Genomic DNA, 19,681 nt, shown 5'->3' on the forward strand with positions numbered 1-19,681 from the left:
TTAAATTAATACCAATTCATCCTGACGGGTAGCTCTTTCAAGTTCTTTCTTGAAGTCTTTGCGCCACTTGGGTCCGCCGATAAGTTCGGCCATGTATTCCACGGTGTGGAGTACGCGGTTTTGTCTTTTCAGAGTATCCATATTGCGTTTGATACCTACTTTACAGGACGGGCAGCCTACCAGCACCGGGGTTTCTTTATCGTATCCCTGAAGATCTTTCTTAAGCTGTCCGCCCTTGCGGTCACGCAGCTTGTTGTAGATTTCAGGGCTGGTGATGGAGCCGAGACCGGATTCTCCGCAACAGCCGGGAGAGAGTGTTACCTCAGCACCAAGCATGTCGGCAACTGCTTTCCGGTACATTTCCGGGGCCTTGTTCTTTTTAACGTCAGTCCATTCAGTGTGGCAGGAAGCGTGGTAGATCACATCTCTTGCCGCATTGGCTGTGTTGAAATTGAGGTTGCCCGGATTGGTCAGCAGATATTGTACTGCATCACTACGGTTAATATCGTAACCAAGTTCCTTGAATTCGTATGATTCAAGTGATTCACGGCAGGTACCGCAGGCGGTGATCAGGGTGGAAACCTTCATGCCTGCAATGGAAGCTTTGGCGATGCGGTACTGGATGTCGCTGATATTGCGATGGCGGTTGGTGTTGTATGCTTCAACACAGCCACTTGCCAGCAGCGGATAACCGCAGCAAAGGTGTTTGGCAGGCATGATCACGTTTACGCCGGATTTCAGCAGCAGGTACAGGGTTGCCATACCGATGTCTTTGGAGAACAGGGAAGCTCCGCAGCCGGGGAAGTAGTAAACACTGTCCGGTGCGGGGGTGTTCTGCAGAAACATGGAACCCTTGTCGAGATTGATGGTCTCGGAAAGGTTTTTGAAATCCATGGCCGGGGTCTTGCTGTGCAGCATTGGTGATTCCATGCGTCTGCGCCAGTGACCGGGAATAAGTCCGATAGCCTTGGCCTGCAATCCTGCGGACAGGGACAGGAACTTGGCTGCCTTGGGTAATCTGCTCTGCGGGTCCTTAGCTACAAAACCGAGTACGGCATTCTTAATGGGATGCCCGCTGTCGCCTTTGTATTCGAGGAAAGAACGGATCTGGAGTGCTGCTCCTGCAGAATCAATCTTGATGGGGCAGACGGATGTGCAGCGGCCACAGGCTGTGCAATGCTCCATGAGCTTCCTGAGTCTGGTCATAAGATCCGGGGAAGGTTCTCCGCGCTGTACCTGTGAATAGTAGATGGCCTCAATGAGTGCACCCAGCGCGATGTTTTTGTTGCGCGGATGGTACATGAGTCCTTCTTCCGGGAAGAACATGGGGCAGACCTGCTTGCATTTTCCGCAACGGGTACAGGTCTGGATGTTCTGGAGCAGTTCCATCAGGTGTTCTTTGTCCTTGATGGCAGTCTTGTTCAGGTCGTTAATGAGCCTGTTGAACGAGAATGTGTATGCCGGAGAAGGAAGATTTCTGCGGGTCAGCTTACCGGGGTTGAGAATATTGAGTGGGTCCACCTTGAGCTTGTAGGCTTTTATGGCCTCAATCTTTTCCTCGGAAAGGTAGTCGATCTTGGTGATGCCGATTCCGTGTTCACCGGAAACTTCACCTTTAAGTTCAAGAACTTTTTTGAATACATCATCGACTGCTTCATGGGCGCTGTGCAGCATATCCGGGTCGTTGGAGTTGACCGGGATGTTCACATGGCAGTTACCGTCACCGGCATGCATGTGGTTGGCGATGATGATGCGTTGTTCCTTAAGTTTGGCGAGAATCTTGTTAATCTTTGAGTCCAGCTTGGGGAATTCGTCGCGCAGTTCCTGAAAGAGGTAATAGACCTGACTTTCAAGTTCCTGATCACTCATATCCTTGCCGGTGATTTTGCCTTTGAGGATGTTGGTAGTCCGTTCAAGGGCCAGTTCAACTTTTGGTTCCTCAATCGGAAATCCCTGCAGTTCCTTAATGGAAAGCAGAGAACGACGGTATATTTTGGCAAGGTAGATCAGGTTCAGGTCTTCAAGGAAGTCCGAGAAGTCCGGAATAACTTCAAGGGGGATAACGATATCTTCGTTAACCTTGAAACCTGATGTGCGTTTTGCAATGGCGGAAAGCTTGTGGCGGTCTTCCCAGAAAAGTTCCGCTTCTTTTTCGTCACGAGCTGCAAATATGTCCACCCCGTCGTAGGGTTGGGCAATTGAAATAATGGTATCCACCGCACTCTGCAGAGCTGCTTCATCATCAGAATCCAGCTGCAGGATGAGCACGGAAATGGGATCACCTTCGTACTTTTCGGACTTTTTAATGTACTTGATGGCCTGTACGTACTTGGGACCGAATTCTTCCAGTGCAGAGATTTTTACAAGGTCACCTTCCTCACGGATGGTGTCGCGCAGTGCTACAACGTCTTTGATAACGAGCATGGCGTTGCGCATGGAGCGGCCGAAGAATTCAAGACAGAGCACGCGAGAGTTGCTCGGTTTGGGATAAAGGGCAAAGCAGCATTCAGTAATGATACCGTCGACCCCTTCTTTCTGCACACCGGGCAGTCCGCCAAGGTACTTATTGGTTACATCCTTGCCGAGTCCGGTGGTGCGGATTTCTTCTGCTGTGAGCTCAATAGTGTCGATGAGACGGTCTTTGGAGTCAAAGATCTCAAAAGTAGCATCTTCATTGGCGAAGATCTTGTGGCCGGGATGGCCTTTGCGGCGCACTTCAATGAGTTCGCCTTTAGGCATGACCATTTTATAGCTGATGATGTTATCGATGGTGCAGCCGTATTCAAAAGCAAAGGGACCGCCGGAGTTCTCGGAAATGTTACCGCCAAGGGAAGATCCGGCTTTAGATGCCGGGTCTACGGTAAAGAGCACGCCTTTTTTGTCCGCAGCTTTGATGGCATCGAGAGTGATTACTCCGGCCTGAGCACAAAGTGTCATGGCGTCAGTATCTACGCTGAGAATCTTCTTGAAGCGGGCGAGGGAAAGCACTGCTGTGCGGTCAAGGGCCGGGATAGCGCCCCCGGTTGCACCGGTTCCGCCGCCGCGGGGAATAAGACCGAACTGCATTTCATTTGCAAGGCGTACAATGGCCCGGACCTGCTCGGTATCTTCAGGAAAAAGAACCGCGATGGGCAGTTCAATACGCAGGTCAGTGGCATCTGTTGCTGATTGCACAACAGTGTGCGGCTCAAGGCCGATACAGTGTTCGGGCAGGATTTCTTTCATCTTTTCGATGAACCTGTCCCGGAATTCCATATCCGCATCCTGCTTAAGCCAGAAATTTTCCACTGCACGGGTTAAGCGTTGCGGGTACTCGCCGGAAAGGGTGGGGCGGGCAAGGGTAAGTGTGCGGGATACTGATTTGCGGACCAGTTCCGGATCAATGAATGGATTGTAGCGCACAAGGAAAAGCTCAGCTGCGATGCTTTCCGCTAGGGTGCGCACATCTTCGGGCCAGCCTTTAAATTCAAAGGGATCAAGACCGAGTACCCTTTGTAGAAGGGCTTCGGCAGGAATAGAAATATGGGGACCTAATTGAGGCATAATTGTCTTACCGTGAATTGTTGTTGTTTTTTACAGGGAGCAGAACACCCTCCTGTGAAGAAAAAAGGGAATATAGTGACCACTGTGGTTAAAATCAAGCAACTATTTTGCAAAATAATGATTTTTTATCAGCTTGTAAATTTAAGCTTAGATATTTAAATCCCTGAATTACTATGTAATATTTTAGGATACAGAGGATTAAGGAATGCAAGATAGATTTTGCTTTCCGGCTGAAAACGTCTTTTGCGCTGATGAGCGGGAGACTTATAATAGTGGGCCGGACTTCATTAGATATAATGGCGGTGCCGCCGATTGTAAAGCTCTGTATGCGGTTAATGCTTGACAGAAAAGGTGGAAGTGAATGATTATTTCTGCCTCCACATTTCTCACATTTGATCGTTTCTTAAACTTCATTTCGAAATTCGTAATATAAATCTAAAAAATTAATAAATTTGAAAAAGAGAGGGTCTATTAATGATCGGTGACGATTTTGCAGAGCTCAAACTTTTTATAACCGGCCCCATTCTTTTGCGTGAAGAAGTGCGTAAGGCCGGCCTTCTCCCTGAGTTCGGACATCGGGATGCAGAGAATCCCAAGCGCTTCGATCCAATCATGCGCAATCTTAAAACTATTGCCGGAAATCCGGAAGGATACATTCCGGTTATATTCAATGGCTCAGGTACCAATGTGCTTGAAGCTTCCATCCGTTCACTTGTTGCGGATTCCGATAAGGTACTGAATGTTTCCGTCGGCGCATTTGGTGATCTCTACCACAATCTGGCCGTTGTTAACGGTAAGAATGCAGTTCAGCTCAAATTTCCCTATGGTCAGGCTATAAGTCTGGAAAAATTGGAAGAAGCTCTCAATGAGCATAAGCCCGATGTGGTTACTTTCACCCATAACGAGACTTCGACCGGTGTAATTAACGATGTTGTTGCGGTTTGCGAAATGATTCGCGCTCATGGTGCTGCCCCGATAATTGACGCGGTTTCGATTTTTGGAGGTGCGCCCACATTTATTAATGAGTGCAGACCGCTCATGTATTGCACCTCCACGCAGAAATCTTTGGGATTGCCGGCCGGATTCGGTATCGGTTTTGTTTGCGAGGAAGCTTTGCAGAAAGCTGAGTCTGTTGCCAACCGGGGTTACACCACTGACATTATCGCTCAGGTAGGAAAGGCCAAGATTAACCAGACTCTGACTACCCCCAACGGAACCCTCGCCAACCAGATGTGTGTGCAGTTGGACTATATAGTTAATGAAGAGACCGTGGCAGGACGATTCAAGCGTCATGAAGATATGCGCGCTATTGCCCATAAATGGGCTGAGACAATGGACGGCTACGAACTCTTCGCACAGGAAGGCTTTCGCTCTCCCAGCCTAACCACTTTCAAAACTCCTTCTCATATGAATATTGAGAAGCTTAAGGAAGTGAAGGAACTCATGCGTGGGCACGGTTACCTCTTTGATCCCGGCTACGGCAAAATCAATAAGGAACTCGAAGAGCAGGGAGAATCCCCAATCTTCCGTGTTGGACACATGGCAGATATCCAGCCGGAAATGGTTGCGGAATATCTTGATGTTCTTGGCGGGGTGCTGAAGGGATTTAAGTAGTCTGGCTAAGTTAAGTTTGAAGTGAAAGCCCTGACCTGCGTGAGCGGATCAGGGCCTTTTTTATTTTTAAACCAAAAAACATTTTTTATAGTCACCACTCAGTTTTTCTTGCAAAAACGGAAAAAATTTGTAAATTAAAACCGAGTAGTGGCTCAGTTTTAAGGTTAAAAAAGAGCTATGTGAAAAAAATATCATGTCGATTTTGGGGTCAAAAACATATAAAAACATAAGTATTCGAAGTTGTTAACTTGTTATTTGTGTCATATTTGTGAAAAAATGGACGGGTTGACATTGAACCCCGATTCAGATTATTTTAGATTCCGACTGAGTGCTCAGTCGGTTTTTTGAAAGAGGAGAAACAATGACCAAGATGTCCAAAAAGAAGGCGGCAATTCTGGAGGCTGCCACCATCCTTTTCGCCAACAAGGGATTTGCAGACACTTCCATGCAGGAACTGTCCAAGATGACCGGAGCGGCGGAAGGAACTATTTTCTATCACTTCAAGAATAAGGAGCATCTCCTGTTGACGATCCTTGAGGCAACCAGGGCTCGTATATTGGAGGAGTTCGAGGCTCATATGGATCAGCATCAGCCTGGAACCGGTATTGAAGAGATGGAAGAGGTGGTTGCGTTTTACCTTCTTCTGGCTGGGCGGATGGAGTATCAGTTTCTGCTTCTGCACCGACATTTTCTTTATCAGTTCGCCGAAAGCCGACCTGAATTCCGGGAAAACCTCGAAGCTATCTATAACTGTCTGGTCATACTCTTTGAGCAGGCTATCCAGAAGGGGTTGGATGATGGCTCCATCGACGAGGTCAACCCCCGGAAGAGTGCACTCATCATTTTTACGATGGTCGATGGTTTAGTGAGATTCAAGAACTTTAATCTCTACGATGCGGGTGCTCTGTTCAATGACTTGATTGAGTCTATCCGTAGGATGTTGAAACCTAACTAGGGGTGTTTATCTCATGCTTACTAGAATTTTTCCTTTTCTGGGCTGGTTCAAAAAGTACAGCGGAGCGGCTTTCAGAGCGGATATTATTTCCGGTCTGACCGTTGCACTGGTTCTTATTCCCCAGTCCATGGCGTATGCGCAGCTTGCAGGGATGCCTGCTTACTACGGTCTTTACGCCTCTCTGCTTCCTCCTATGGTGGCAGCACTGTTCGGTTCCAGCCGACAGCTCGCTACCGGTCCCGTTGCTGTTGTATCCCTTATGACCGCAGCCTCCCTTGAGCCTTTGGCAACCGCGGGTAGTGAAGGCTACATCGCCTATGCATTGTTGCTGGCATTGCTGGTAGGTGTTTTCCAGTTTCTGCTCGGCGTTCTGCGACTCGGACTGGTCGTTAACTTCCTTTCCCACCCGGTTGTTAACGGATTTACCAACGCAGCGGCTATCATCATTGCTTCTTCTCAGCTTTCAAAGATGTTTGGCGTCTACGTGGACAAAGCTGAACTTCATTTTGAAACAATTATGAGGGTGATTAAGGGCGCAATGCATTATACCCATCTACCTACTTTAGGTATGGGGATTTTGGCTTTCGCCATTATGGTCGGGTTGAAACGGGTTAATCCCAAGATTCCAAACGTGCTCTGCGCGGTAGTGATCACAACGCTGCTTTCATGGTCTACAGGTTTTAACCATGATGCACGAGTTGATATCTCCGCCATTCAGGATGCTGAAGTACAGGCTATCATTGCTGACTTCAACAAGTCTGTTGCCGGTATTGAAGACCTCGCTGTTAAACGTACTGAAATTGCGGCTCTTGAAGATAAGGCTAAGGCAGATAAAAACCAGATCGGTTATTACGATGCAGAGCATGACCTTGCCGTAGTCAACTATCAGGTTAATGTTCTTAAGCATAAATCTCATGAACTGCGTGCTTCCTTACGTAACCTTCTATTTGACGGTGTGGAACAGGCCGACGGTTCCATGACTTTCTACGTGCAGGGTAAAGCTCCTCAGGGTGTAACCACTGATGGACGTACCTGGCGTGTAAAAGTTGGGAACAAATTACTCGACACCACTTCGCTGAAAATGATGGGCGGCGGGGCAGTTGTCGGAAACGTACCTTCCGGTTTTCCTGCAATTGCGGTTCCTACGCTGGATCTTAAGGTTATCCTTAAACTGCTTCCTTTCGCAGTTATCATTTCCCTGCTTGGTTTCATGGAAGCTATCTCCATTGCAAAGGCTATGGCAGCCAAGACCGGTCAGAGACTTGACCCCAACCAGGAACTTATCGGTCAGGGGCTTGCAAACATGCTTGGTGCTTGCGGTTCCGCATATCCAGCTTCCGGTTCATTCTCACGCTCCGCAGTTAACCTGCAGGCGGGTGCTGTAACCGGACTTTCAAGTGTATTCACCTCCGCCATTGTGGCTGTTACCCTGCTGTTCTTCACCCCGCTTTTGTATCATCTGCCGCAGGCTGTACTCGCTGCCGTTATCATGATGGCTGTTATCGGGTTGATTAACGCTTCCGGTTTTATCCACGCATGGAAGGCCCAGAAATATGACGGAGCTATCTCAATTATTTCATTTATTGCAACTCTTGCCTTTGCACCGCACCTTGATAAGGGTATCATGATTGGTGTGGCACTTTCGCTCGGTGTATTCCTCTATAAGAGTATGCGCCCGCGTGTTTCGAGTCTGTCGAAGGGTGAAGACGAGGTGTTGTGTGATGCAAGCATTCATGGTTTGCGTGAGTGTGACCATATCGCGATTGTCCGTTTTGGCGGTCCCCTGTTCTTTGCTAACGCCAGTTTCCTCGAAGATCAGATTACCGATCGACTGATGAATATGCCTAAACTGAAGCATATCATTCTTGTTTGCAGTGGTATTAACGATATTGACGCATCCGGCGAAGAAGCTCTTTCCCTGATCGTTGATACTGTCAGAAGCGGAGGAAGAGATATTTCTCTTTCCGGCGTAAACGAGAGTGTCATGGATGTACTTGGAAGAACTCATTTACTTGAGAAAATCGGAAAAGATCATGTGTTTGCGGATACCGACAGTGCCCTCTGTAGAACTCATGCTCAAGCTCACCATGACGGTACTGAGGATGATTGTCCGCTCACAACATATTGCCGTGTTCGCGGTAACGCCTAGTGGAGGTTGCTAATGTCTGATCTATTTATCTTCAGTGGTCTGTTCTGTCAGGCTGATGCCATTGTAAAACGCTTGATTGATGACATTGACTTCAAGCTGGTTACCGATGGCGACCTCGTGGCTGATGCTGCAGCGCTCGGAGGAATGAATGAAAAGGCCATAGTTAAGGCTTTTTCTCCCAATACTTCGATTTTTAATAAGTTCAGCCATGAAAAAGAACGCGCTGTTTCCTGGCTCCGTCTGGCTCTTGCTAAAAAACTTGCCGAAGGTCAGGCATTGCTTGTCTCAGGTATGGTTACCCAGCTTTTGTCTCAGGAAATCAGCCATATTCTTAAGGTTTGCATCATTGACGACCTGCAGAAGAGAGTGGAAACCGCCCGTAACGAGTCCGGGCTTTCCAAAAGTGAGGCTGAAAAAGAAATTCAGCACAGTGATGAAGAGCGTGCCATATGGGTTCGTGACATAACCGGGAACAATGATCCCTGGTCTTCATCTCTCTACGATATGATTATCCCTGCAGATAAGACCGGTGCTGATGAATCCGCAGCTTTGATCAAGGAACAGCTGAACAACGCAGCTGTAGAGGTTACCGAAGCATCCAAAAAGGCGGTACAGGATTTCCTGCTTGCTGCTCAGGTTGAGACTGCATTGGTAACCAAAGGTCATAACGTTCTCGTCAGTGCAAAGGATGGCAAGGTCACACTCGCCATTAATAAAAAAGTGCTCATGGTTGACCGCCTTGAGAAGGATTTGCGCGAAATAGCCGAACCGCTGGAAGGCGTAAAGAGCGTGGATGTGACCTTCGGTAAGGAATTCTATGAGGCGGATATCTATCGTCGCATGGATTTCGAACTTCCTTCACGAGTTCTGCTGGTTGATGATGAACGTGAATTTGTTAAGACCCTGTCCGAACGATTACTGCTTCGTGACCTCGGTTCCGCAGTAGTTTACGATGGTGAATCCGCCCTTGATGTTGTTAAGGATGATGAGCCTGAAGTAATGATTCTTGACCTGAAGATGCCCGGTATCGACGGTATCGAGGTTCTGCGCAGAGTCAAAGCTGACCGACCTAACATCGAAGTTATCATCCTTACCGGTCACGGTTCCGAAGACGACCGTAAGACCTGTATGGACCTCGGCGCGTTCGCTTATCTGAACAAGCCTGTTGATATCGATGTTCTCAGCAAGACCCTCAAGGATGCATACGCCAAGGTGCGTAACTCTTAATCATTAACCTCTCCGGGGCGGGACATGAACATAAAGGGAATATTCAAGCCGGAATTCTGGGATGCGGACCCTAAGTCCGCAGGACCTTACAAGCAGCTGTTTGATTACAAACGGATCTGGCAGCTTTGTATCGGAATCCTTGTTGCGGTATCTCTTGTTCCCATTTTGATCATGGCTTCCATCGACTTCAGCGTTACCCGGGGAGCGATTATATCTGAAAACACCCTGGAGGCGGCAAGGACTACGTCCAATACCCGCCGTTCGGTTTCGTACTTTCTGGAGGAGCGGAAATCAGCATTACAGCTGCTGGTTGAAATGCATGATTTCCGCTCTTTTCATGATCCTGTAAAACTGGGTGAAATGCTGAATTCATTGAAAAAAAGTTTCGGCGGATTCATTGATCTCGGTGTTATCAACAAGGCTGGTAAACAGGTTGCCTATGTAGGTCCGTACAATCTTGAGGGCCGGGAATATGCAGGACAGGACTGGTTCGAACAGACCGTGGAGCAGGGTATTTACATCAGTGAGGTTTTTCTGGGCTTTCGTGACAGTCCGCACCTTGTTATCGCCTTAAAGCATATGCTTGACGAGAAGACTAATCATTTTAAAATTCTGCGTGCGACTCTGGATACCAAGCAGTTTAACGGAATTCTGTCTTCATTGGTTCTTTCTGCCGGGGAAGATGTCTTTCTGGTGAACAGGGAAGGGATTTTGCAAACTCCATCCAAATGGAACGGTGAGATATTTTCAAAGATAGGTTTTGAACTCCCTGAGGAATCCTTCCGTACCAAAGTGGAACAAATTTCTTATCGCAAGGGTGCTCCGGGCATGGTTGGCTACGCTTACCTTGAAAATACCCCTTTCGTACTTCTCTATGTGAAGACTGAAGCGGAGTATATGGGTGGCTGGCAGAGCTCCCGCGACACGGTGACCTGGTTCACCATTATTAGTATTGCCGTCATTATTCTGGTTATGTGGGCGGTAGCTTCGTATCTGGTTGATCGTATCTACATAGCTGATATGACCCGTTCCAAAGCTTTGCGGCAGATGGAGCATCATAATCGCATGGCCTCCATTGGACGTTTGGCAGCCGGGGTAGCCCACGAGATCAATAACCCCTTGGCTATTATCAATGAAAAAGCCGGACTGCTTAAAGATCTTTTTACCTTCAGCAAGGCTTACGATGCCGATGAACGGGTTATCGGACTCGTGGATTCAGTCATCGGCTCTGTTGAACGTTGCGGGCGGATTACCAAGCGTCTGCTGGGATTTTCCCGTCAGACCGATATGGAGTTTCGACCGGTTTATCCTCGCAAGGTGATCGATACAGTTCTGAGCTTTTTAGATAAGGAAGCTGAGTATCGCTGCATTGAGGTAAGTGTGGACGTGGATGATGGTATTTATGAAGTGGTCACTGACCGAGGTAAGCTTGAGCAGGTTTTACTGAACCTGATTAATAATGCCTTTCAGGCCATGAAGGACGGAGGAGCCCTTTGGGTCAGGGTTGAGCGGGGAGATGAGGGACAAGTGCTGTTTTCAGTGAAAGATAACGGGTGTGGCATTCCCGAATCAGATCTGAAGAGAATTTTTGAACCGTTTTATTCAACTAAAAAACAATCAGGCGGAACCGGGCTTGGATTATCCATTACCTATGGTCTGGTGCAGGACCTTGGCGGTGAAATGAAAGTTCAGAGCCAGCTGGGTAAAGGAACTGAGTTCAGTTTTATGCTGCCTGTTGTTCCCAATATGAATGGGGAGAGTTAGTCGATGAAAATTTTATTGGTTGATGATGAATCAGAACTGGTTTCAGCGTTGGCAGAAAGACTTTCCTTTCGCGGATTTGATGCCGATTGGGCCTGTTCTGGGGCTGAGGCGATAGAAAAGGTAAAAACGAATGAGTATGCGCTCGCTGTTCTGGATGTGAAAATGCCTCGTATGAGCGGGTTGGAGCTACGGGCTGAGCTGAACAAGATTCGTTCAGGCATGAAATATATTTTTCTTTCGGGCCACGGTTCGGAAGATGATTACAAGGCGGGAGCGGCCGAAGCAGAGTGTTATCTGGTCAAACCCGTTAAGATTGAAGAGCTGGTGGAAAAGATTAATCTGGCTCTTGGATCCAAATAAACTTCCACAAGGAGTATCGCATGGGAGCATCAGCACAGCAGAAAGACCGTGACGGACTCTGCTTTTTCGGGCAGATCAGCGCGGCTATTTCCCATGACCTCAAAAATGTTCTGGCAATCATCAATGAAGATGCCGGCCTGTTGCATGATTTTTCACTCATGGCTGCGCAGGGCATGGAACTTGATCCACAACGGCTGATTAAGTTGGCTGAGAAAATTCAGGGTCAGGTCAAGAGAGGTGACGGAATCATCAAAAACATGAATCGGTTTGCACATAGTGTGGACCTTCCGGTATGCGATGTTGATTTCCGCGAACTCACTGGACTGGTAATTTCTCTGTTGACCCGCATCGCCTCGCGCAAGTGTGTCACGGTAATTCTTAAGGAAGGCGAACAGGTCAACGGTAAGGGCGACCCGTTTACCATCCAGATGCTCATGGCCAAAGCTCTTGAGTATTCCATGGATAGTGCCGGCAGGGATGGAGAACTCGGCATAGAGGTAAGCTCCGCAGGCGGCGTGAATACTGTCGCAATTTCAGGATTGAGTGAAGCAATTTCTGATGAACAGCTGGCCGATCTTGAATCAATATCCGTTAAAGCGGGCGCCGAACCCGCATATGTCTCGCAGGACAATATATTAACTCTTAATTTTTAATTACTTTAAACTGCTTCATGCAGGTGGAGAGAAAAAGATGGCAGAAAAAGTACTTCTGGTTGATGACGAAAAGGAATTTGTTGAAGGTTTGGCTGAACGTATGGAACTGCGCGGTATGAATGTAACCGCATGTACAAATCCTCAGGAAGCTCTCGACAAGGTTGACTCTGAAACTTTCGATGCAATTGTGCTTGATCTCCAGATGCCCGGAATCGATGGTATCGAAGCTCTTAAGCACATCAGAAAGTCCAGACCTGAAATGCAGGTTATCCTGCTCAGCGGTCACGCAACCGTAGAGAAAGGCATCGAGGCTATGAAACTCGGCGCCATGGATTTTGTTGAAAAGCCCGCCGATATCAACGTGCTGACCGACAAGATAAAGAAAGCACAGGCTAAGAAGATGATCCTCGTGGAAGAAAAAACCGAGGAGAAAGTTAAGGATATTCTGAGCCACAAGGGCTGGTAGGGATAGCCGATCATAGCTTGTAAGAAAACGCCTCCGTCGGGTGCGATGGAGGCGTTTTTTGCGTTAAATCAGTGTCTTCTAAGGATTATCCAAATAAAATGTTGCGAATGGCAGGTGGTATTGTGAAATTGGCATCAATATAAACTAAGAGAACAACTAAAAAAATACCTAAGCCCATAGGCCAGATGAGTTTGTCGTACCAGTTTTGTTTAGGGCAGCTAAAGTGAAAATTTAAGAATAAGGTAAAAGATGTTTTAAACTTATCCCGTAAAGCTTGAATGCGGACTTTACGTGAAGAGTTTAATTTTTCAGGGCCAATAATTCTTGCGACAAAGAAAAAATAATCAGCAAAAAAACCAACCAAGATAACGAGAATTAAAATATTATATATCCATAAATCTTCAAGCTGACCTACAACATACGCACACAACAAAAGACTTAGTATTGTCCAAAAGAATCGTCTGAATATTTTAATAATCATTTTGACCTCTAAAATGTCTGGCGCAACCACGCTAAAATAACGCATACCCTAGTCAGCCAAACACCCTGTATTCGGTTGAATGCGGAGGCTTTTTTTCTCATTAAATCAGTAGCTTTTCCTACTATTGTAAAACAATTATTGAAGGACAATAGTAAAGATTATTTAAAGACAATAGTTAGCCGGCTAGCGCCTGTTGAGCAGCAGCTGTCCATATACTGCCTGACCAAGGGAAATACACCCGTCGTTGGGTGGCAGATAGCGGTGAACCAGTGGCGAGAGACCTCGTTTTAAGAGTTCTTCCGGAAGTTCTACGGCTATGGTCAGATTTTGCATGACCCCGCCGCTTAAGCCTATAGTTTTGATTCCGGTTTGGTCGGCAATCTGCTCAGCGCAATCAGCGAGTCCCACTATCAGGCCTCGATGGAAACGGCGGCTGATTATTGCGGGAGATATACCGTTTTGAAAATCCCTAAAAGACTGCTTGAAAAGTTCTCCAGTTCGAATCTCGTATGGGTCGGCAGTTTGATCGAGCGGGCAGTCGTATACTCCTTGTTCATTCATATCCTGAACTTTCTCGAGGATAATTGCCGCCTGTCCTTCGTATGATATGGCCGGGCAGAGTCCTAGCATGGCTGAGACTGCGTCAAAAAGGCGTCCGCAACTGCTGGTCGGCGGGCAGTTGATATTCCTTTCAAGCACCTGATCAAACATTTTCAGGCCGCCTTTAAATTGATCCGGTATTGCAATCAGGCCCGGAGTAAGGCCGAGGTCCTGTGCTGCTGCACGGGCAATGCGCCAAGGTTCGCGTACGGCTGCTTCTCCACCGGGGAGGCGCAGGTGGCTAAAACGGGCCAATCGTTTGTGTTCCAACTTTTCGTTATCCACAAGCAGACATTCACCGCCCCAGATGGTGCGGTCTTCGCCCAGTCCGGTTCCGTCTAGGGCCAGTCCCAGCGCAGGGCCTTGATGCTTGTTCTCGGCAAGCACAGAGTGGATATGGGCGTAATGGTGCTGCAGTGTTGTTGTTTCGAGACCTTCTGTCTGTGAAATTTCTTCAGCAAATCCTGTGGTCAGATAATCGGGGTGTAAGTCGTGGACTATAAGTTCCGGTTTGACCTTAAGGATGGATTGCAGGTGCATCCGAATTTCTTTCCAGAAATTGGCAGTCTCAAGGTTTTGCATATCCCCTATATGCTGGCTGCTGAAAGCCTGATCACCTTTGGTCAAACAAAGGGTGTTCTTGAGTTCCGGTCCGGTTCCCAGAACGCAGGGGCCGTCCTGCGCAAGGAAAACAGGGGAGGGAGTGTAGCCTCTTGCTCTGCGCATGAAGACTGTGCGTGATTCGGATTCACCGTTAAATTCGGGCACAGAACGGGCTACAGAGTCATCTACCCGAATAAGGATGTCGCGGTTATGAAAGAGGAATACGTCTACGATATGAGAGAGTCGTTTCAGGGCTTCGCGGTTCCCGATACAGATAGGGGCGGAACTCATGTTCCCTGAAGTCATGACCAGCGCTGACGGAAGGCCAGAATCATTCATGGATGAGAAATGTTTGAGCAGTACCTGATGCAACGGGGTGTAAGGCACCATTAAACCGATGAAGTCTGTGTCCGGTGCTATTTCAGGAGCAAGTGAATAATTGTCGCCTTTGGGTGCCAGAACGATGGGGCGCTGCAAACCTTCCAGAAGCTCAATGTCGTTGTCGGTGAGGTCTGCTAGTTTGCGTGCTTCATCAACATCACGAACCATAACAGCCAGTGGTTTGTCCGGTCGGTTTTTACGCTCGCGCAAAGTGCGGACTGCATTTGGATTGGATGCGTCACATACAAGATGAAATCCGCCGAGGCCTTTCACCCCGGCAACTTTTCCGTCTGCAAGCAGCTTTGCCAGTTCGCGGAGAGCTGTGTCCGGTCCGGCAAGATCATTGCCTTCGTTATCGGTCAACCAGATCTTCGGACCGCAATCAGCGCAGGCATTGGGCTGGGCATGGAAGCGGCGATCCAGCGGGTTTTCATACTCAATGCGGCAGTCATCGCAGAGTTCAAAGCAGGCCATGGAAGTCACCGGACGGTCGTATGGAATCGATTTGGTAATTGTGTAGCGCGGCCCGCAATTGGTGCAGTTGGTGAAAGGGTATTCGTAGCGGCGATTCTGCGGATCATTCATATCCGCAAAACAGTCCGGGCAGGTCGCCACATCCGGGCTGATCAATACGCAATGGCCTTCCCCGGCTGTTGAGGCCAGAATGCAGAATTGTTCCTCACCTGCGACAACTTCAAGATTCTTCTTTTCCAGCGAAACTATACGGGCCAGTCTTGGCAGGTCGTCCTTAAAGCTTTGGTCAAAGCCATTGAGCGCATCTTCACTTCCCTGCAATTCTATGAGCACACCTTCCGGGCTGTTCAGCACAGTGCCGGAAAGATCATGCTTGAGGGCGGTCTTGTAAACAAAGGGCCTGAAACCAACGCCCTGCACCTGTCCGGTGACAGTGAGCAGTCTTCGGGAAATTCTGTTGTCGGTCATCGTATGAAAATCACTTTGTTAATAATTTTGCAATCTGTCAGCACAGGTTGTTAACCATAATAAAATTATCTAGGCCCTGTAAGGAGGTCGGCGGTTAAATCAACCGAATCTGCTTAAGAAGGATTTGATACGTCCTTTTACAAAGCGGACGGGTTCAAATTCCATAGGACTCAGTTGCTCAGGGACTTTAAAGTCAGTGGTGTCAAAGTCATCGGGTGGTTCGATTACATATTCAATATGGTCCGGGTCGTAACCGTATATTTTCTGGCGTGTGGTTTCCCGCCAGATCAGAATCTTTTTGGGGCTTAAGCCAAGCAGCATGTATATGGCGGTATCAAGGGCATAGGGATTTGTCGATCCTGCCAGCAAACTCATGGAGTATGGCTTGCCACTGATCGGTCCGGTTTCATGCATGGGATAAATGGCGTCCATTAAATTGAAGGCCAAAGGCATGGATTGGACCACTTCAATGATCATCTTTTCCATCAGTCCGGGGGTTTCACCAAAACGGGTATGAGCATACGCCTTGCGGAAACCTACCACAGTGCCGAAAAGGTTTTTCACTGCCCCGGTTACTACAAATTGACCGTGGGCCTTCAGCTTAGGAACGTTGATGATCATGTCCGATTCAAGGGCATCACGGGATATGCCGATGGTTTCACCGAAGGAAAGTTTGAGCGCGGTAGGGCGGCCGAGGCTTTTGGGCTTCAGCCCCATCTTTTTCAAGCCGTCAGTCATGCCGATGGCCTTGGAAACCTGAGCAGCACTACCGTATCCCGGAGAGTCCGCAACTGTGATCTGTGCTCCGCAATCCTTCAGGTAACGGCACAGGGAAAGAATCACGTTAGGATGAGTACAGGCCAGAGGGTTCTTGGAGGAAACCAGATTGGGTTTAACCAGCACCTTGGTGCCGGGGTGAACCTTAAGCCCGCATTCCTCCACGGTCATGGCGACTGCCGTATCCAGAAATGTGGATTCATATTCAAGGATACGAAAAAAGGCGACGGGGACTTTCGGATTGTTACTGCTCATCGGGTTTTATCTCTTTTTTCGCCACGCGTTTAGCTTTTTCCGGTTTTGCTGCTGACGGTTGGGCAACAGGCTTCTTCATTTGTTTCTGGCCCGGTTCCGGTTTGGGCTTGGTTGTAGCTTTTTTTCTCCCCTGCTGAGTAGTTACTTTTTTGCCTTTGTTTTGTGAAGTGGCCTCTTTTACTTTTTTGGCGGGGGCAGATTTTTTGACAGGGTTGCCGCTGGCGTCCTTTTGGATCGGACGCTTGTTTTGTTCTGCAGATTTTATTGTTTTCTTCTTCCCGGGCTCAGCCGGAGTTGCTTTTGCTGTTGGTTTTTGCCCTGCAGTTTTCTTTTTAATCACTTTCTTGGCCTGTTGCTCTCCTGATGGTACCGCTGCCTTTTTAGGGCGGGGTTTCGTTGCTTGGACCGGGGCGGATTTTTCCTTTACCACAGTTTTTTTCTCGGCTGTGGCGGTGGTCTCTTGTTTGACTTTCGGTTCAGGTTTCTTCTGCAGTGCTTCTTTGTTGGTTCGCGTGCTTTTAATTTTGTGCCCCTGATCTCCTTTTTTCTTCTTTGCGGCCTTAGCCTTTGCTGTTCTTTTTTTCTTTGCGGCAAGGTCTTTCTTCTGAGCATCCGATAATTCACGGCCAAGTTTGATCCGTATGCTTTTCATAAAATCTTCAGAAGCTAGGGTACCAAAAAACAAGAAATTGGACATATCCCAGAGAACTGCAAATAGAAGTATTCCTAATGTTCCTAATGCGAGATATGCAAAGCCTGACGTTTGGCTGACCGGTAGTGCCTCTCGCAGGTTATAGGCAGGAATGAGCAGTTTTTGACGGATTTTATTGATAAGCATTTCCGGCTTCTCTTGCTTTTGGGAAGCCATAGCACCGGACATTTTTTGCAGTATCCGGTTCAGGTAGTACATGGCCTGAATTGCAGGCATGGAATATCTACGTTCCAGGGCATCGAACCTGTTGAAGTAGAGCAGGTGGATATCGTCCATGAAAAATTTGAGGGTGTATCCGAGGTCACCCTGAATGTTGACCTTGCGGCCTTTTGGAGTAACGGTCAGCTTATTGCGCAGGAACATCATTGTCGCAATACGGGCTTCATCGTTGTCCCTGAAGACAAGTGTTGTGTTGAAATTTTTGCCGAGAAATTGTTTGTTTTCAGCTTCAATTATTTTGAAAGGAGGTTTTATGCCTTTGCGTAAAGAGTTGAAGGTGGATTCCATTGCCTCAAATCCGTCAGCACCCTTAAAGAAAGGTAGATGCATAGCTCCGACTATAAGCATGCTGGAAATGAAAAGCATGGCCGCGATAATGAGGGTTTTAATAGAATAGGTCATTTCTTTTCCCCCTCTTCCTCAACCTGTTGTAAATCTTTATATACTCCGCTCAGAAAGGCGAAGAGCATCCAGCCCCCGAAAATCCCGGCTCCGATGAGTAGGATGTATGATCCACTCGAGTTAAAGGTTGAGACCAGTCCCGCATCGATGGATGCTCCTGCTTTGCGCAACAGGGCAGGGATAGCCAGTATGCGGTTGATGATTACTGATACTACCAGCAGGGCAACCAACCCTTTGACCCGGTAGGGCAGGATGTTTTTAAGACTTTTGCTTCCTATATGCAGGCCGGTTATGGTGCCGAATACGAGCCCTGTTATGCAGTATATATTGATGAATCCATTCAGACCATAGGTTGTCATGGATAATCCTCCGGCTGAAAGGGCCAGCCTTGCCAGATCTGTCCCGGCTACAAGTGCGGCTACGCAGGCAAAGCCTTTGGTCATAACGGTAAAGGTCAGGATTACCCCGCCTGATCCGGTCATAGCCATGAAAAAACCGCCGACTACTGTTAGAAAAAAGATCGGCAGAATGGGGATGCTTTCTGCTTTGTCCTCTTCTTCTGCCTTGTCCAGATCAGGTTCTTCTCCTCCGCGGCGCATTTCGGCAGGTTCCAGTAGGTCATCTTCTTTATCTTTTATGGTCGAAGGAAATTTTATGTATGGCGGTAGTTTCATACTCCGCATGCTGCGGGCAATTTCCCAAGGTTCTTCGTCCGGGTATAATTCATCTTCGAATTGAGGTTCTGGTTCGGGGGCAGGTCCCGGCTCCGGCCTTTTTTCCTCTTGTGGTTGGGCTTGCTCGTCCTTTCCTGCTTTGGGTTGCCCTTCCTTATCCTTTCCTTTTTCTTCACTCTTGGTCTGTTCTGCCGGGGCTTCAGCTTGTGTGTTTATTGCCTGTTGTTCTTGATCCTTTTCCTGCTCCTTGCGTAGGAGTTCAAGAGCATATTTTTGTGCAGCTTCACGGAAATCCGGGATAATAATGAAAGAGTATACGATAAGCCAGAGAGCGATCATGGATGAGATGAAGACATCATTGCCGGCAGGGTCGGCAATGAATATTTTTTTGCATACTATGTAACCAGCGAGTCCCCCAAGTACTGTGCCGACAGTCATAATCAAGGCCAGTGTGTACTTGATTCGGCGGTTGATACCCATGCGCAGGCTTTGGATGGTGCTGAAGATAAAAAGTCGGAACATCTCTGATCCGACAGCATATATTCCGCTTACTCCTGCGGTCATCAGTGCCGGAACAACCAGCAGCCCGCCGCCTGCGCCGATCACCGCGCTGAGCATTCCGGTAACAAGGCCGATGGCTGTGCACTGGAAAAATCCCGGACCGTCAGCGTCCGGCAGAATGTATGGGTTGTTGGCTCGTCCAATGTAGGCTGGAATTTTGATGTCTGCTGCGTGCAACAGCAGAGGGCAGAGCAGGAGAAATGCTGCGCTGATGAGTAGGAAAATGTCTCGGCCGGAAGGTTTCTTCATGTGATTCCCTGCCTGATTGATTAATGATTTTATTTACATATAAAAAGAATTGGGAAATATATCAACCATCTGTCTTTTCTTCTCGTCTGTAATC

At 48.0% G+C, this 19,681-nt stretch carries 15 protein-coding genes; 9 read left to right on the forward strand and 6 right to left on the reverse strand.

Annotated elements, in window-relative coordinates:
- Nucleotides 1-3,543 (reverse strand): FAD-binding and (Fe-S)-binding domain-containing protein, encoded by a 3,543-nt coding sequence (locus tag ACNI23_RS01350; protein WP_420246283.1) that lies wholly within the window; start codon nt 3,541-3,543, stop codon nt 1-3.
- 474 nt (nt 3,544-4,017) lie between these two features.
- On the opposite strand from ACNI23_RS01350, the gene ACNI23_RS01355 reads away from it, so the two are divergent.
- The 8 genes from ACNI23_RS01355 (at nt 4,018) to ACNI23_RS01390 (ending at nt 12,731) form a co-directional block, all read left to right on the forward strand.
- The gene (locus ACNI23_RS01355) at nt 4,018-5,157 is read left to right on the forward strand and encodes a pyridoxal-phosphate-dependent aminotransferase family protein (RefSeq protein ID WP_420246285.1); all 1,140 of its coding nucleotides are present in this window, start codon (nt 4,018-4,020) and stop codon (nt 5,155-5,157) included.
- A gap of 361 nt (nt 5,158-5,518) precedes the next feature.
- A complete protein-coding gene (locus ACNI23_RS01360; protein ID WP_420246286.1) occupies nt 5,519-6,112 on the forward strand; it encodes a TetR/AcrR family transcriptional regulator in 594 nt (197 codons plus the stop codon).
- Between the two features lie 13 nt (nt 6,113-6,125).
- Complete coding sequence (locus tag ACNI23_RS01365) at nt 6,126-8,261, forward strand: SulP family inorganic anion transporter (protein WP_420246288.1); 2,136 nt, start codon at nt 6,126-6,128, stop codon at nt 8,259-8,261.
- A 12-nt stretch (nt 8,262-8,273) separates the two neighbouring features.
- On the forward strand, nt 8,274-9,488 hold the full coding sequence (locus tag ACNI23_RS01370; protein ID WP_420246290.1) for a response regulator: 1,215 nt from the start codon (nt 8,274-8,276) through the stop codon (nt 9,486-9,488).
- Nucleotides 9,489-9,512: 24 nt separating this feature from the next.
- Nucleotides 9,513-11,252: a sensor histidine kinase gene (locus ACNI23_RS01375; RefSeq protein WP_420246291.1), complete on the forward strand. Its 1,740-nt coding sequence runs from the start codon at nt 9,513-9,515 to the stop codon at nt 11,250-11,252.
- 3 nt (nt 11,253-11,255) lie between these two features.
- Nucleotides 11,256-11,612: a response regulator transcription factor gene (locus ACNI23_RS01380; protein WP_420246294.1), complete on the forward strand. Its 357-nt coding sequence runs from the start codon at nt 11,256-11,258 to the stop codon at nt 11,610-11,612.
- 20 nt (nt 11,613-11,632) lie between these two features.
- Nucleotides 11,633-12,265 carry a sensor histidine kinase gene (locus ACNI23_RS01385; RefSeq protein WP_420246296.1) on the forward strand — a complete coding sequence of 211 codons (633 nt, stop codon included), beginning with the start codon at nt 11,633-11,635 and terminating at the stop codon, nt 12,263-12,265.
- 37 nt (nt 12,266-12,302) lie between these two features.
- Nucleotides 12,303-12,731 carry a response regulator gene (locus ACNI23_RS01390; RefSeq protein WP_015851018.1) on the forward strand — a complete coding sequence of 143 codons (429 nt, stop codon included), beginning with the start codon at nt 12,303-12,305 and terminating at the stop codon, nt 12,729-12,731.
- A gap of 85 nt (nt 12,732-12,816) precedes the next feature.
- Here the strand turns inward: ACNI23_RS01390 and ACNI23_RS01395 are convergent, their stop codons facing one another.
- From ACNI23_RS01395 to ACNI23_RS01410, 4 genes are all read right to left on the reverse strand, one after another.
- Nucleotides 12,817-13,212 carry a hypothetical protein gene (locus tag ACNI23_RS01395; RefSeq protein ID WP_420246298.1) on the reverse strand — a complete coding sequence of 132 codons (396 nt, stop codon included), beginning with the start codon at nt 13,210-13,212 and terminating at the stop codon, nt 12,817-12,819.
- A gap of 183 nt (nt 13,213-13,395) precedes the next feature.
- Nucleotides 13,396-15,738: a carbamoyltransferase HypF gene (gene hypF / locus ACNI23_RS01400; RefSeq protein ID WP_420246299.1), complete on the reverse strand. Its 2,343-nt coding sequence runs from the start codon at nt 15,736-15,738 to the stop codon at nt 13,396-13,398.
- Between the two features lie 99 nt (nt 15,739-15,837).
- A complete protein-coding gene (locus ACNI23_RS01405) occupies nt 15,838-16,770 on the reverse strand; it encodes a DUF362 domain-containing protein (protein WP_420246300.1) in 933 nt (310 codons plus the stop codon).
- Nucleotides 16,760-17,650: a hypothetical protein gene (locus tag ACNI23_RS01410; RefSeq protein WP_420246302.1), complete on the reverse strand. Its 891-nt coding sequence runs from the start codon at nt 17,648-17,650 to the stop codon at nt 16,760-16,762. The genes ACNI23_RS01405 and ACNI23_RS01410 overlap by 11 nt, the downstream gene beginning before the upstream one ends.
- Before the next feature lie 3 nt (nt 17,651-17,653).
- On the opposite strand from ACNI23_RS01410, the gene ACNI23_RS01415 reads away from it, so the two are divergent.
- Complete coding sequence (locus ACNI23_RS01415) at nt 17,654-17,968, forward strand: hypothetical protein (RefSeq protein WP_420246304.1); 315 nt, start codon at nt 17,654-17,656, stop codon at nt 17,966-17,968.
- Nucleotides 17,969-18,099: 131 nt separating this feature from the next.
- On the opposite strand, the gene ACNI23_RS01420 is transcribed toward ACNI23_RS01415, so the two are convergent.
- Nucleotides 18,100-19,587: a sulfite exporter TauE/SafE family protein gene (locus ACNI23_RS01420; RefSeq protein WP_420246305.1), complete on the reverse strand. Its 1,488-nt coding sequence runs from the start codon at nt 19,585-19,587 to the stop codon at nt 18,100-18,102.
- Between the last annotated feature and the right edge of the window lie 94 nt (nt 19,588-19,681).

This window comes from Maridesulfovibrio pacificus (SeqCode), assembly GCF_048612815.1.
GTDB classification, from domain to species: Bacteria; Desulfobacterota; Desulfovibrionia; order Desulfovibrionales; family Desulfovibrionaceae; genus Maridesulfovibrio; species Maridesulfovibrio pacificus.

Excerpts from the sequence above, each read along its gene's own strand:
- ACNI23_RS01350 (WP_420246283.1), bottom strand. The coding sequence starts at position 3,543 with ATGCCTCAATTAGGTCCCCATATTTCTATTCCTGCCGAAGCCCTTCTA.
- ACNI23_RS01405 (WP_420246300.1), bottom strand. The coding sequence starts at position 16,770 with ATGAGCAGTAACAATCCGAAAGTCCCCGTCGCCTTTTTTCGTATCCTT.
- ACNI23_RS01395 (WP_420246298.1), bottom strand. The coding sequence starts at position 13,212 with ATGATTATTAAAATATTCAGACGATTCTTTTGGACAATACTAAGTCTT.
- ACNI23_RS01355 (WP_420246285.1), top strand. The coding sequence starts at position 4,018 with ATGATCGGTGACGATTTTGCAGAGCTCAAACTTTTTATAACCGGCCCC.
- ACNI23_RS01370 (WP_420246290.1), top strand. The coding sequence starts at position 8,274 with ATGTCTGATCTATTTATCTTCAGTGGTCTGTTCTGTCAGGCTGATGCC.
- ACNI23_RS01380 (WP_420246294.1), top strand. The coding sequence starts at position 11,256 with ATGAAAATTTTATTGGTTGATGATGAATCAGAACTGGTTTCAGCGTTG.
- ACNI23_RS01390 (WP_015851018.1), top strand. The coding sequence starts at position 12,303 with ATGGCAGAAAAAGTACTTCTGGTTGATGACGAAAAGGAATTTGTTGAA.
- ACNI23_RS01365 (WP_420246288.1), top strand. The coding sequence starts at position 6,126 with ATGCTTACTAGAATTTTTCCTTTTCTGGGCTGGTTCAAAAAGTACAGC.
- ACNI23_RS01410 (WP_420246302.1), bottom strand. The coding sequence starts at position 17,650 with ATGTCCGGTGCTATGGCTTCCCAAAAGCAAGAGAAGCCGGAAATGCTT.
- ACNI23_RS01360 (WP_420246286.1), top strand. The coding sequence starts at position 5,519 with ATGACCAAGATGTCCAAAAAGAAGGCGGCAATTCTGGAGGCTGCCACC.
- hypF (WP_420246299.1), bottom strand. The coding sequence starts at position 15,738 with ATGACCGACAACAGAATTTCCCGAAGACTGCTCACTGTCACCGGACAG.
- ACNI23_RS01420 (WP_420246305.1), bottom strand. The coding sequence starts at position 19,587 with ATGAAGAAACCTTCCGGCCGAGACATTTTCCTACTCATCAGCGCAGCA.
- ACNI23_RS01375 (WP_420246291.1), top strand. The coding sequence starts at position 9,513 with ATGAACATAAAGGGAATATTCAAGCCGGAATTCTGGGATGCGGACCCT.
- ACNI23_RS01385 (WP_420246296.1), top strand. The coding sequence starts at position 11,633 with ATGGGAGCATCAGCACAGCAGAAAGACCGTGACGGACTCTGCTTTTTC.